The following is a 13,768-nucleotide window of genomic DNA, read 5'->3' as shown; positions in this document are numbered from 1 at the left end:
TTCTGCGGGTTCTGTTTGTATTACGAAGTCTCTTTTTGATTTGCTGCTTTCTGTTCATCTTGTTCAATAAAACGGGTGATCTCATTGCAAATTTCCAGCGGTTTTTCCTCCATTAATAAATGCCCGCACTTTTCATAGACAATCAGTTCAGCATTCGGAAGATCATGCTTTAAACGGTATCCCGTTTTAACAGGCATAACTTGATCTTCTTTTCCCCAAATCATAAGAACAGGCTGTTGAATGTCTTTCAGCTCCTGAGAACACATATCACCTTCACGATGTCTTAATAGGCGAATCAAGGAATCGATAAAGGCAGCCTCACTAATCGGCTTTTTATAACTTTCGATCATTTCTTCTGTAACCAGTTTAGTGTCATGTAACACCGCTAATAAATTTTGCTTCACATCTTTTCTTTGTATCCAGCTTCTCATTCCCCATGTGAAAAGCGGTAAGTAAGAACAAGCAATTAATGAACGGCTTGCCCGCTTAACATAGGAACAGCATCCAAGCAAAATCAGTTTCTTAATACGTTCAGGAGCTTTTTTTGCTGCGTGCATACAAATTTGTCCACCCATCGAATGACCGATTAATATTACATTTTGAATATGAAGCTGATCCAAAAAATCAATAATCAATTGTCCATAGTTCGTCAGTTTATAGATGAAACTAGTGGATTTTTCACTTTGCCCAAACCCAGGCAAATCTAAAGCAATCACTTTATACTTTTTTGTTAAATAGGGAAGCAGTTGTCTAAAGCTGATCGTGGAGGATAAAAATCCGTGAACCAGAACCACTACTTTTGCTTCCGGATCTTCGTGATCATAGTATTCATAATAAATTTGAACGTTGTTTACATTTAATCGATATCCTGGAGAATAAATATGCTCTTCATTAACGGCCATAATTGTCCTACCTCCGTACACAGAATTCTATGGATAGTTTCACCAAAGTGCATGAAAGATACAAGGTGCAATAATTTCCTCTTCAAAACGTCTAACGAACAATTATTAGTTAATTACCCACAACTATAGGAAGTATCATACATAAAAGCACATTATTGCCTTTCACTGCTTGCCCCGCGGAAAAAGAGCATCTGAAACGGAAATCATTCGCTTCTTTTACAGCAAACTTTATATCGCAATATTATGATTAAACAGTTGTCCCTTCTTTTTCAATCAAAATTTGTGCGTTTGTCTCTATTCCTCTTTACCCACTTCGTACATATTTTAATAAGGAGTAAGAACGCATAAAGATGAAGGAGGTAGCAGGATGGCATTTCCATATTATCCTTACTATTACCCATATGCATACGGTGCATATGGCGGCTATGGCGGCGGCTATGGTTACGGTTGGATCTGGGCTGTAATAATAATCTTGTTTATTCTCATATTAATTTTCGGTGGCTGGTGGTGGTGGAACACTAGAGACTAAAAAAAAGGGGCTTGGAGGTAGGGTCTTCAGCCCTTTTTTGCTTGAGTATGAATGAATTGTTATGCGGGGATAATGAAAGAAAAAAATGGAGAGATGTTATGCATAGTCGTCAAACAGTCCGCTATATTTGTGAAGAATACGTCAGCGGCAACTGTTATTATTACAAAAGTGAAATCATCACACATGATAATTGGAAAAATCTTGACTCCCTTTCCTGGTCAAGGCCCCGTCCGATATCTAAAAAGACCTTTATGAAACAGAAAAAAGCAGGTTATAAAACAGAACATAAGTTTATAAAAAAAGAGCCTGCTGTGGTCGTTTCACTGCACAGAACGAAAACCGTCTAAATCAATAGGCGGTTTTTTTGGGGAACAAAAAGACATGGTCAATAAATTTCTGTAAGCCGTATAAAAGATTTTACATAAAATAAATGGTTTTTAATGGAAAATGATTACATCTATTTTGAGAAGGGGATACAAAGTTTATAAGGATTTTAAGGAGGGAACAGAAGTGGGGAAATTTAGAATTGCAAAAGATACGCTAGGCGAAGTTCGTGTACCTGAAGAGGCTTATTATGGAGCTCAAACGCAAAGAGCTGTCGAAAATTTTCCGATCAGCGGAATTCGATTGCCTTTTTCTTTTATAAAAGCTCAGGCAATTATTAAAGCAAGCGCAGCACATGCAAATAAAGAGTGCAACGAATTGAACCATAAAAAAGCAGAGGCAATTATTGCAGCAGCTGATGAAGTTGTCCAAGCGATGTGGAACGACCATTTTGTTGTAGATGCTTATCAAGCAGGAGCTGGAACTTCTCAAAATATGAACATGAATGAAGTATTAGCATCACGAGCTGCAGAAATACTCGGAGGGGTAAAAGGTGACTATTCGTTAATTCACCCAAACGATGATGTGAACATGTCTCAATCGACCAATGATACAATTCCGACTGCCATCCAACTAGCCGTTGCATCTGAACTTCAAGAAACACTTTATCCCGCCTTAAATCGGTTACTCCAAGTTTTAGAAGAAAAAGAACAACAGTTTCATAACATTATTAAGGCTGGAAGAACGCATCTGCAGGACGCTGTACCTATTCGTTTAGGCAGTGAGTTTAAAGGCTATAGAGGCACGCTAGAATCTGTAAAACGTGCCATGGAACATTCCGAGAAATCCTTGTATTTATTAGGGCTTGGCGGTAACGCTGTAGGGACTGGAATCAATGCACACCCTAATTATGCGGAACTAGCTATTAAAGAGATCGCTAAACGCACTGGCATGCCATTTTTGAAGAGTGATAACACGTATGCCTTTATGCAGAATACAAATGCTGCTATTACTATAAGCGGACATTTAAGGGAATTAGCCATCCATTTAATAAAAATTTCAAGTGACCTAAGACTTTTAAGCAGTGGCCCTCGTACAGGTCTAGCTGAAATTACGCTGCCTGCGGTCCAACCGGGTTCTTCGATTATGCCGGGTAAGATTAATCCTGTTATCTTAGAAAATTTGTACATGATCTGTTCACAAGTTATCGGTAATGACAGTTGTGTAACGACTGCTGCTATCGGCAGTCAGCTTGAAATAAATCCGATGATGCCAGTTATAGGATTAAATGTCCTTCAATCGATTACGATCTTGAGCAATGGAATAGCCATTTTCACAGAGAAATGCCTGAAAGATATCACCGCTAATCAAGAAAATATAAAAAATTGGCTTGATCAAAGTTTATCCCTTGTAACTGCCCTCAACCCTCATATTGGTTATGAAAAAGCTGCAGCTTTAGCAAAAGAAAGCTTTGAGACCGGTAAAACATTAAAAGAAATAATAATCGACAAGAAGGTCCTTTCAGAAGAAGAAGCTGAGCGTATACTAGATCCGAATTCCATGATTTAATGTTTCGATTTGTAACTTTTATATTGTTTTTCTCGACAATTATAGTACAGATTCCTTGTTTTTCTTTTTATTTACAAAAATATAGTGAAGATTGGGAATGACGGTTGTATAATAGAGAAGTTCATTCACATATAAAGGGAATTAAATAATATACTGGAAAACCATTTTATTGCCGATTAATTTTGAGTAGTGGACATTTTGAACTGTTTTGGGGAGGAACTTGAAAATGTGCGGTTTTATTGGGTATATGCTAAATACACCTGAGACGGTAGAACAGAAAGAAACAGAACAATTAATAAACATGACAAATATCATTACTCATCGCGGTCCAGATGACAGTGGTCATTTTGTTGATCAGTATGTTCGCTTCGGTTTTCGCCGACTTAGCATCATTGATATAGAAAGCGGCAAACAGCCATTATCCTATGAAGATGATCGTTATTGGATTATCTTTAACGGTGAAATATATAATTATGTTGAAATAAGAAAAGAACTAGAGGAAAAAGGATTTGAATTTAAAACCCATTCAGATACAGAGGTCATTTTGGCGCTTTTCAGCGAGAGAAGAGAAAATGCTTTCACTGAATTGCGAGGAATGTTTGGATTTTTGATTTGGGACAAAGAAACAAAAGAACTTTTTGGTGCTAGAGATCCGTTCGGTATTAAACCTTTCTTTTACTTAGAAGATGAGGAGGGTTTATATTGTGCATCTGAAAAGAAAAGTATAACCCTTGTTAAAGAAAAACAAGAAGTAGATGCAGAAGCACTTCATCATTACTTAACCTATCAGTTTGTTCCTGAACCGATGACGATCACAAAGAACATTAAAAAGCTAGAACCAGGCCATTATTTTGTTAAAAAAGCAGGACGGCCTTTAGCAATCAAACCATTTTGGAGACCAAATTTCACGCCAAAGAACATGCAGCTTGAAGAAGCAAAAGACATGATCCGTTCGGTAATGCGTGATTCTGTAAAAGTTCACATGCGTTCTGACGTACCTGTAGGGGCTTTTCTGTCGGGAGGTATTGATTCAAGTACGATCGTAGCACTAGCGAGTGAACTTCATCCTTCTTTAAAAACATTCACTGTAGGGTTTGAAAGAGAAGGCTTTAGTGAGATTGATGTTGCTGTTCAGACTGCAGCTGCACTTAACGTAGAAAATATACATTATCTTGTAAAGCCGGATGAATTTATGAAAGAGCTGCCAAAAATTATTTGGCATATGGATGATCCAGTTGCAGATCCTGCAGCTGTACCCTTATATTTTGTGGCGCGAGAAGCAGCGAAACATGTTACAGTCGTTCTATCTGGTGAAGGGGCAGATGAGCTATTCGGAGGCTACAATATCTACCATGAGCCCCATTCATTAAGACATCTTTCTTCGTTGCCAAAAGGGATTTCCAAAGGTTTGGCAGCCATTGCAAGCATGCTTCCTGAAGGAGTTAAAGGGAAGAGCTTTATGGAACGCGGAAGCATGACCATTGAAGAGCGTTATATCGGGAATGCTAAAATGTTTTCTGAAACGGAGAAGAGCAGACTGTTAAAGCAATATCGTTCTGCTTATAACTATAAAAATGTTACTAAACCTTTGTACGAGCAAGCAAGTCAATTTCATGATGTCCACAAGATGCAATATATCGACCTGCATACATGGATGAGAGGCGATATCCTTGTGAAAGCAGATAAGATGACGATGGCACATTCACTAGAACTTCGTGTACCATTTCTTGATAAAGAAGTGTTTTCGGTGGCATCAAAATTGCATCCAAGTCTTACGGTTACAAATGGGACTACGAAATATGCATTAAGAGAATCGATGAAAGGCATTGTACCTGATTCTGTGCTACATCGCCGAAAATTAGGATTCCCAGTACCCATTCGTCATTGGCTTAAGAACGAAATGTATGATTGGGCTAAGCAGTTGATTCATACAAGTGCTACAGACGAGTACCTGAATAAGGATCTTGTTCTAGAACTATTAGAAGGACATCGTTCTGGACGAGGAGATTATAGCAGAAAGATTTGGACAGTTCTAATGTTCATGTTATGGCATCAGATTAATATTGAGAAGACGTATAGCTTTGGAGAAGAGCTTCTAATCAAGCCTAATCAAACTCATGAAATGACGGTTACAAACCAATAAAACCCTCCTTTTATTAGTTTTGCTTGTACGATTTAGTTATGTTATACTTAACAGGTTAAAAAATAGTTAGGAGTGTTTTCATGAATTTTGAAGTAGGTAGCATTGTTGAAGGTAAAGTTACAGGCATTAAGCCTTTTGGTGCGTTCGTTGCATTAAATGATAATGTACAAGGTCTTGTACACATTTCTGAAGTTTCTCATGGTTTCGTTAAAGATATTAACGATGCACTAAGTGTTGGTGACGTTGTGTCAGTAAAAATTCTTTCTGTTGACGAAGACAGCAAGAAAATCTCACTGTCCATCCGACAAACACAGGAAGCTCCAGCTCCTGCACCTAAAAAAGAACGCCGTCCAGGTGGGTTTAATAACAACAACAAGAAGAACAACACAAACAATCAAGACGCTAACAAAGGTTTCAACACTCTTGAAGCAAAACTTAAAGATTGGTTGAAAGAGTCTACAGATCGTCAAGCTCAACTTAACAAGCGCCTTAAAAAATAATACAAAAAAACCTCTCATTTGAGAGGTTTTTTTTGTAGACTTTTTAAATGAGTCTTTTATATATGTTAAAGATTAAGCGCGATTGTGTTCCGTTTGGCCTTCACGGCTAAGTTCTTCAGAAGGTTTAAATAACAAAGTTAAACAATATAAACCTGAAAGACCGACAAGACCATAAACGATACGGGCAAGAGCTGAGTCTTGGCCACCAAAAATAGCAGCAACTAAATCAAACTGAAAAAATCCGATAAGACCCCAGTTAATCGCTCCGATTATTACTAATGCCAATGCAAAGCGTTGTAATCCACTCATCTTACATCCTCCAATCGATATTATGAAAGAACACACTTTTAGGGTGTCAATCTTTTACTTTATTTATACATTCCCTAAAATACTGGCATGAAACAATGCTTAAAAACACATGCTAGTATTCGGTAAGCTGATTACTTTACTTTGCCTTTTTTGTCCCACATAATACGTGTTAAACCAAGCAAGAAGGAGAGATTACAATGAATGAATATATATATTACAATCCAACTCGATTAATATTTGGGAAAAATCAAATTAAAACGTTAAAAGATGAATTGGGGAAATTAGGCAACAAAGTGCTTGTAGTTTACGGTGGTGGTAGCATCAAGCGAAATGGACTGTACGATGAAGTAATGAATGAATTGGAAAAAATGGATGCAGAAGTCAGCGAACTTTCAGGAGTTGAGCCAAACCCAAGAGTTTCTACAGTTCGTAAAGGTGTAGAAATTTGTAAAGAAAAAGGAATTGAGGTATTATTAGCCGTTGGTGGAGGCAGTGTTATCGACTGTACAAAGGCTATTGCAGCAGGAGCAAAATACGATGGAGACGTTTGGGATCTTATTACGTTAAAAGCTCAGCCAGAGGAAGCTCTCCCTTTTGGAACGGTTCTGACTTTAGCGGCAACAGGTTCTGAAATGAATTCAGGTTCTGTTATTACCAATTGGGAAACTCAAGAAAAGTATGGATGGGGAAGCCCTCTAGTATTTCCTAAGTTTTCAATTTTAGATCCAAAGAATACTTTCTCTGTACCGAAAGATCAAACTATTTATGGAATAGTGGACATGATGTCCCACGTATTTGAACAATACTTCCATAACGCTAAAAATACACCACTGCAAGACCGTTTTGCTGAATCCATCCTTTTAACCGTAATGGAAACAGCACCTAAGCTTTTAGATAATCTTGAAAACTATGAGCTGCGTGAAACCATATTATATAGTGGAACAATGGCATTAAATGGTACGCTTCAAATGGGCCTTCGCGGTGATTGGGGCAGTCATAATATTGAACATGCTGTTTCAGCTGTTTATGATATACCGCATGCAGGCGGATTAGCCATTCTTTTCCCGAACTGGATGAGACACAATGTGGATACTGATGTTTCACGATTCAAACAACTTGCTGTTCGTGTTTTTGATGTTGATCCTGAGGGTAAATCAGATAAAGAAGTTGCTCTTGAAGGAATTGACCGTTTATCGGCATTCTGGACTTCGTTAGGGGCGCCTAATGCATTGAAAGATTATGATATAGATGATTCTAAACTAGACCTTATTGCAGATAAAGCAATGGCTAGAGGAGAGTTCGGTAATTTCAACAGCCAGAATAAAGAGGATGTATTAAACATCTTAAGAATGTCATTATAAAATGCCTATTTTGCAAAACTTTGTTGCTTTTGAAAGTGATTGATTTCCGTTTCAGATGCTCCCTTTCCGCGGGGCAGGCGGTGAGCCACATTCGAACGTTTCACTTTTTCGCAAAAACTTTGTTTTTCGCTGGAGTAGTTGATTTTCGTTCTAAGTTGCTTGCTTATCAACTTTCCAATGAAGAAACAGAGTTAAACCGAACAACAAGCGTTTAGAGAATGAGCCATATAAAAAGGGGAATTAGTCCTTCTTTTTATATGGCTGCTTTTAGAATATTTCGTCTTTTAGGAAGAAAACGATTACATTTGTGTGGTTTCTTGATTTGAATGTTGTACTTGTATAAAGTGAAAGAATAATGATTGTTTTAGGAGGCTTACATATGACGAAAAAGCTTAGTTTTGATTATAGCAAGGCATTGTCTTTTATTGGCCAGCATGAAGTAGATTATCTTACAGGTGCCGTAGAAGCTGCACATAATGCTATCCATGAAAAAACAGGTGCTGGCAATGACTTTTTAGGGTGGGTTGACCTTCCTGAGAATTACGACCGTGAAGAGTTTAGCCGAATCGTAAAAAGCGCTGAAAAGATTAAGAATGACTCTGACGTTTTGATCGTCGTCGGAATTGGTGGCTCATATTTAGGAGCACGTGCAGCTATTGAAATGTTAAACCATTCTTTTTACAACCTTTTATCAAAAGAAGACCGAAAGACGCCACAAGTATTCTTTGCAGGGCAAAACATCTCGTCTACTTATGTAAAAGAGCTTTTTGATGTATTAAAAGACAAAGATGTTTCGGTTAATGTAATCTCTAAGTCAGGTACAACAACTGAACCAGCAATTGCATTCCGTATCTTTAGAAAGTTCTTAGAAGAAAAGTACGGAAAAGAAGAAGCTCGAAAGCGTATTTACGCCACAACAGACAAAGCTCAAGGAGCACTTAAAACATTAGCGAACGAAGAAGGCTACGAGTCATTCATTATTCCTGATGATGTGGGTGGACGCTATTCTGTTCTTACAGCTGTAGGCCTTCTTCCGATTGCAGTAAGCGGAGTTAACATTGAAGAGATGATGAATGGGGCTAAAGAAGCTGCCGCAGACTTTAATAATCCTAAGCTTGCAGAAAACCAAGCATATCAGTATGCTGCTGTTCGAAATGCGCTTTATAACAAAGGAAAGACGATCGAACTAATGGTAAACTACGAGCCAGGACTGCACTATGTATCTGAATGGTGGAAACAGTTGTATGGTGAGAGCGAAGGAAAAGACTATAAAGGTATTTACCCTGCTTCTGTAGACTTCACAACTGACCTCCACTCAATGGGGCAGTATGTTCAAGAAGGGCGACGTGACCTTTTTGAAACGGTTCTCTATGTAGACCAAGCTCGTGAAGAAATCAAGATTGAAGAAGATGATCAAAACCTGGATAAGCTTAATTTCCTTGCTGGCCAAACGATGGACTTTGTAAATAAAAAAGCGTTCCAAGGAACATTGCTTGCACATACTGATGGCGGAGTGCCTAACTTAATCGTTAGCCTTCCTGAAATGACTCCGTACCATTTCGGTTATATGGTTTATTTCTTTGAAAAAGCATGTGCAGTAAGTGGTTACTTGTTAGGTGTTAACCCATTTGATCAGCCAGGTGTAGAAGCATACAAGAAAAACATGTTTGCTTTGCTCGGAAAGCCTGGATTTGAAAAAGAAAAAGAAGAACTAGAAAAACGTCTATAATTTTTGAAAACCTGACTCTTTATTGGAGTGAGGTTTTTCTATGTCCTTTTTTAAGGCTTTTAGAGTGAAACGTCCGAATGTGGCTCACCGCCTGCCCCGCAAAAAGCGGGTATCTGAAACGGAATCAACCACTTTCAAAAGCAACAAGGTACGCGTAAACAGTCTGAAGAAACACTCAAATAATCTTTCCGTGATTTGGATACGCTAAACAATAGAATAACAAGGAGGGATGATTATGAAACCGATTAAAAGCAGACTTGAAAATGAATTATGTGCTTTAAATGAAGCTGAGGAAGTAATGAAAGGGTTGGGCTTTTCATATGGAGGAAACTGGGATTATGATCATGGGTATTTTGATTATAAACTGGATGATGAAGTCGGATATACGTTTTTAAGAGTTCCTTTTAAAGCAGTAGATGGAGAATTAGATAAAAAAGATACAGTTATCCAATTAGGTGAACCTTTTCTATTGGCTCATAAATACCAGATCGGATTGGATGATAACGCTGAAGCGGGGAATATATCGGGCAGTTTTAATCAGTTTTCAGAGCCGCAAGATCCCGATGCGTCCATCGATAAAAAATGGATTTCTATTGGAGAAGATTTGGTGAAAAAAATAGAAACCGCTCTATTGAATTAATAAAACAGATAGGTAGGTTGTCCTATCTGTTTTTATATGAGTTCTCTTTCAAGACTTAGCACCATCTCATGTGAAGCAAGATTTGAAGTTTGAATAATATGATTGGCCCCAGCACGTTTCGCATTTGTTCCTTGCTCGGCAGTTAATATTTCTGCATGAATAGCCACTGCTGCATTTAAACCTCGAGCAGTCAGAACAGAAAGAATGGTGTTCCGATCCGCTTCAGCTTCCTTTAAGTTGGCATCAGCTGTAATAAGAACAGTATGTGCTTTTTGAATATGTGCTCTCATCCATGTATAATCTTCACTGGATTTGCCATGAATAAAATGAACCCCTTCCAAATATAAAGGGTTTGATTCTAAAGACTCATCAATCAAAACGATATGATTCGTCTTTACTTTGTCTTTAATCGCTTGAATCGTATGTCTTGAGCGTTCATTCCACCCAACGATTATATAATGATCCCTGTCTTTGAACATATTTTTCCCCTCAAACAAACGATTTTCCCTTTTAACAACCGTACTGGCAAAGTGAATCGTTAAAAAGGCTAAAAACGATCCTCCCATAAAGACAAGAAAAATAGCAAGAAGCCTTACTTCAGTTGATTTTGGCGCATAATCGCCATAACCCACTGTTCCAGCTGTAATAATAGCCCAATAAAATCCTTCAAAAAAGGTAGGAAACGTGTCTTTCTCAAGTGTATGAGATAAAAAAGCACTAGAGAATAGAACCAAAAATAGAATGATACCAAGCCTAACAAGCATTGGTAATCTCAAATATGCATAGTAAATGGCACGCATATAACACTCTCCTCCTACTACCACTATTGCCAAAGAGGATACGGAATTATACGAAACAAAAAAACAAAACCTCTGGTTAATAAATTTACCAGAGGTTTTTCTATCATGAAGCTTGCAGAGTATGTAGGTTTGTTTGAGCTGGATTTACTAAATCTGCAACATCCGGCTGTTTCGTTACACTTGCAGTTTCTTCTTTTTTAACTTCTTGCTGTAATGATACAGCAGTCCTGGAACAGTGTTGCTGTTTAATAGAATTATGATTTATAAGGGCTAAAGCTTGTTTTCTTAACTCTTCCGTTATTACCTTTGACTCTGTCTTAATTCTTACCGTTATGACGTTTCCATCAACAATAATCTCTATATAAATCCACTGTTCTTTTGGTTCAGGATTGATTATAACAGGTTCAGAAAAAGGATTAGGAGGAGTAACACTTTCTTTCGGCGGGTCTACTTTTGGCTTCTCCTCTTTCGGTTTCTCATCCTTAGGTTTATCTTGCTTTTGTTTCTCATCCTTCGATTTTTCTTCCTTAGGTGCTGCGATTGCAGCAGGAACTTCTTTTATTTGTGGCTTTGGAGCGTCCTTTTCATGTCCACTTGCAGAAGCAGGAGCACTAGGTCTATCTTGTGCTGGATCTTTTTTTACCAATCCAGGTGGTGCTGCTTTTTCTTCCTTTTGTGGAGCAGCAGGAATGACAATATGGCCAGTTGGTAATTCGATAGGTTTCTTTCTGCGAGTCTCTTCTATCCTATCTTGAACAGGTAAAACAGTTTTTTCTTTTTTTACTTTTGCCTCATTATCTTTTTGATCGAGCACCGGAAGAGGAGGCTCATAAACAAGATTTTTTTGTTTTGTATCTGTGTCAGCTAAAGGTTGAATATCCTCTTTTAATAGCTCTTTAATCGGACCCACTTTTTTTGAAATCTTTTCGATCGTTTGACCCGAAATTTCTTTTTTTGTTATCTTAATGCCTGATTTCTTAGCAGCAGTATAGATGGCATAATGCCCAGGTGACATTTTCATCTTTTTTGATTCTTCGCGTTCTTTGGAACTCATAACAATGGTTGTCATCTCAACGGACTTCTTTTTAGCAGTCTTTGTTATGACCTCGTTTACTCGTTTTTTCATTTCAATTTCCTTGTCAGCAGGAATTTCTTCAGACAAGGTTGTAGTAATCAGAACTTCTTCTTTTGTTTGTAAATACCCAAGTTCTTTACACGTATCAAATATAAGGTCTGTTACATATTCGATATCTCTATTCTTCCATTCCTTCATTCGCTCAAGTACCTCTTTACCTTGCTGATTATAGGAAAAGATTTCGAGTACTTTCATTTCCTCGTCAATTTTCAATTCCAAACTAGGATCCATATCCATTCCAACATATGCGTAAGCTCCCGGTCCTGAGACTGGCGATAAAATTTGAAAGAACAGCAGGAAAATGGCTAAAGCAACTGCAGTACCTGTTTTCCAATTTAGTAAACCAGAAAAGATTGAACGACTTTTTTCTTCTTTTACAGGCAGCTTGATTTCTTGACCTACTGAATAGGAGGCATTTGTATTTTTAACTTTCTTAAATTCGCCGCCTTCAGCCAGAACGATGAGGTGACGCTTGTTCACTTCTACAATAATCGCTTTGTTCATTAGTGTTTTCCTCCTGTGCCCGGCACATATTGCAATAACACATGATAGTTTTCAATAAAGATGAGTGTAAGTGCGGTTATGTATTCTCGCTGCCTCTTCATAGTGAGTTTCTGGTGCTGCGTACTTTCGCTGTGAAGAAGGGGCAATCGTTTCCACGTTAAAAAGTAATTTCGCATTTCTGGATCTGCAGCAATTTCCTCAGCCACCTCAATGGCTTGCTTCCTTTTTTCAAGCTCTTCAGGAGTGCTGGAGACCAAATGGCTAAAATCTATTCCAAATTCCTTCAACCGCATTTTAAAGTGTGTAATTTCTTTAACAGGATCTGGTTCTCTTACAGTGTTTGTACATAAACCTATCATTGAACTTGAAGTCCGTGATTCTAAAGCAGGTTGCAAGTGTTTATTCTTTCGGTTAAACCAGCGACGAATCAATTGTTCCCCCTCCTTCCGCTCTTGATGTAAAATAATATATTTCAAGATAATAATAACCAAATTATTATAGTATACTTTTACTTGAAAAAATAGAGAAAAAAGTCACGTGTGGCCATGTTTTGGAGTTTGATAGTACAAATAGATGGAAAAGCTGTGAATGGGTGATTAAGGTGAAATACAATAAAGAGGATCGAGATAAATACAGCGAAGCTATAGACCGGATGCAAGAGGGATTAGACAGCATGATTGACTTATATAATGAAGCTGAAGATGATGAAGATTTAATTGAATATGACGAAGATGTAATTACGGCAATCAAACAAGCAAAAGAAAACTTTGGAGATGAATTTATTAACCAAAAGATCAATACTATTGTAAAAGAAGTGCTTTCTCTCATGCAGGGGGGACAGACCCCGCAAAAAGACAAATAGCTGATTTATGTCCATCTGGAGAGGACTCTCAAAACACTGTAGCAAAGAAAGCGCCTTAGGGTATTCCCTAAGGCTCTTTTCTCTATACGAATCCTTTTATTTAGAAGATATACAACAAGATGGGGAACATGTTCCAGCATAACCAGAGCGTTAAGACGAAAAGGAATGATACGGGAATGGTTACTGTGTATGATATCCAATTAGAAGTTCCCGAACTAAGCTGCCATACTTTGCGAATCACTAAAGATAATACGGGTACCGCTAAAAGCAAGAAAAATACTCTTACCCAAAAGACATACGTTGCGGTATCAGAATTCAAAGTAAATAAACTAATGATACATGCCAAGCCTATTATTCCATAAACGGGCCATACCACTTGTTTTACTTTTATTGAATCTCGTGCTGTTAAAAGATAGAAAGAAAGTAAGCAAACAATAGCAAAAAGTATCATCTTCAACCTC

General features: G+C 37.8%; 15 protein-coding genes. 9 read left to right on the top strand and 6 right to left on the bottom strand.

The genetic code is table 11. The features are described from left to right. Positions 1-20: 20 nt before the first annotated feature. Positions 21-902, bottom strand: coding sequence for an alpha/beta fold hydrolase (locus tag AWM68_RS06450; RefSeq protein ID WP_066238796.1), 882 nt, complete (start codon positions 900-902; stop codon positions 21-23). Positions 903-1,269: 367 nt separating this feature from the next. Between AWM68_RS06450 and AWM68_RS20995 the strand changes: the two genes are divergently transcribed. The 5 genes from AWM68_RS20995 to yugI all read left to right on the top strand — a co-directional run bounded on the left by AWM68_RS20995 (position 1,270) and on the right by yugI (position 5,967). Then, on the top strand, positions 1,270-1,431 hold the full coding sequence (locus AWM68_RS20995; protein WP_082820598.1) for a sporulation protein YjcZ: 162 nt from the start codon (positions 1,270-1,272) through the stop codon (positions 1,429-1,431). A 98-nt stretch (positions 1,432-1,529) separates the two neighbouring features. Beyond that, positions 1,530-1,778 (top strand): hypothetical protein, encoded by a 249-nt coding sequence (locus AWM68_RS06445; protein WP_066239266.1) that lies wholly within the window; start codon positions 1,530-1,532, stop codon positions 1,776-1,778. Between the two features lie 163 nt (positions 1,779-1,941). Next, positions 1,942-3,324 (top strand): class II fumarate hydratase, encoded by a 1,383-nt coding sequence (locus tag AWM68_RS06440; RefSeq protein ID WP_066238793.1) that lies wholly within the window; start codon positions 1,942-1,944, stop codon positions 3,322-3,324. A gap of 226 nt (positions 3,325-3,550) precedes the next feature. Further along, positions 3,551-5,467 carry an asparagine synthase (glutamine-hydrolyzing) gene (asnB, locus tag AWM68_RS06435; RefSeq protein WP_066238790.1) on the top strand — a complete coding sequence of 639 codons (1,917 nt, stop codon included), beginning with the start codon at positions 3,551-3,553 and terminating at the stop codon, positions 5,465-5,467. 80 nt (positions 5,468-5,547) lie between these two features. Next, complete coding sequence (yugI, locus tag AWM68_RS06430; protein ID WP_066238787.1) at positions 5,548-5,967, top strand: S1 domain-containing post-transcriptional regulator GSP13; 420 nt, start codon at positions 5,548-5,550, stop codon at positions 5,965-5,967. A gap of 72 nt (positions 5,968-6,039) precedes the next feature. Here yugI and AWM68_RS06425 read toward each other — a convergent pair whose 3' ends face one another. Next, the gene (locus tag AWM68_RS06425; RefSeq protein WP_066238782.1) at positions 6,040-6,276 is read right to left on the bottom strand and encodes a DUF378 domain-containing protein; all 237 of its coding nucleotides are present in this window, start codon (positions 6,274-6,276) and stop codon (positions 6,040-6,042) included. Positions 6,277-6,473: 197 nt separating this feature from the next. On the opposite strand from AWM68_RS06425, the gene AWM68_RS06420 reads away from it, so the two are divergent. From AWM68_RS06420 to AWM68_RS06410, 3 genes are all read left to right on the top strand, one after another. Then, the gene (locus AWM68_RS06420) at positions 6,474-7,637 is read left to right on the top strand and encodes an iron-containing alcohol dehydrogenase (protein ID WP_066238778.1); all 1,164 of its coding nucleotides are present in this window, start codon (positions 6,474-6,476) and stop codon (positions 7,635-7,637) included. Between the two features lie 379 nt (positions 7,638-8,016). After that, complete coding sequence (locus AWM68_RS06415; RefSeq protein WP_066238775.1) at positions 8,017-9,366, top strand: glucose-6-phosphate isomerase; 1,350 nt, start codon at positions 8,017-8,019, stop codon at positions 9,364-9,366. Between the two features lie 235 nt (positions 9,367-9,601). Then, complete coding sequence (locus AWM68_RS06410; RefSeq protein WP_066238772.1) at positions 9,602-10,006, top strand: YugN-like family protein; 405 nt, start codon at positions 9,602-9,604, stop codon at positions 10,004-10,006. A gap of 32 nt (positions 10,007-10,038) precedes the next feature. Here the strand turns inward: AWM68_RS06410 and AWM68_RS06405 are convergent, their stop codons facing one another. From AWM68_RS06405 to AWM68_RS06395, 3 genes are all read right to left on the bottom strand, one after another. Next, complete coding sequence (locus tag AWM68_RS06405) at positions 10,039-10,806, bottom strand: potassium channel family protein (protein WP_066238769.1); 768 nt, start codon at positions 10,804-10,806, stop codon at positions 10,039-10,041. A gap of 103 nt (positions 10,807-10,909) precedes the next feature. Next, positions 10,910-12,445: an anti-sigma factor domain-containing protein gene (locus tag AWM68_RS06400; RefSeq protein WP_066238766.1), complete on the bottom strand. Its 1,536-nt coding sequence runs from the start codon at positions 12,443-12,445 to the stop codon at positions 10,910-10,912. Next, positions 12,445-12,876: a hypothetical protein gene (locus AWM68_RS06395; protein WP_066238764.1), complete on the bottom strand. Its 432-nt coding sequence runs from the start codon at positions 12,874-12,876 to the stop codon at positions 12,445-12,447. Before AWM68_RS06395 ends, AWM68_RS06400 begins: the two co-directional genes overlap by 1 nt. Before the next feature lie 119 nt (positions 12,877-12,995). On the opposite strand from AWM68_RS06395, the gene AWM68_RS06390 reads away from it, so the two are divergent. Continuing rightward, a complete protein-coding gene (locus tag AWM68_RS06390) occupies positions 12,996-13,307 on the top strand; it encodes a hypothetical protein (RefSeq protein ID WP_231868384.1) in 312 nt (103 codons plus the stop codon). A 100-nt stretch (positions 13,308-13,407) separates the two neighbouring features. Here AWM68_RS06390 and AWM68_RS21305 read toward each other — a convergent pair whose 3' ends face one another. Further along, entirely contained in the window at positions 13,408-13,758 is a 351-nt protein-coding gene (locus AWM68_RS21305; RefSeq protein WP_156488322.1) for a hypothetical protein, read from the bottom strand. Between the last annotated feature and the right edge of the window lie 10 nt (positions 13,759-13,768).

Source organism: Fictibacillus phosphorivorans, from assembly GCF_001619875.1.
In the GTDB taxonomy this organism is placed as follows: Bacteria; Bacillota; Bacilli; order Bacillales; family Fictibacillaceae; genus Fictibacillus; species Fictibacillus phosphorivorans_B.
Note: the sequence above shows the minus strand (reverse complement) of the source record. Positions and strands in the feature narration are given on the sequence as shown.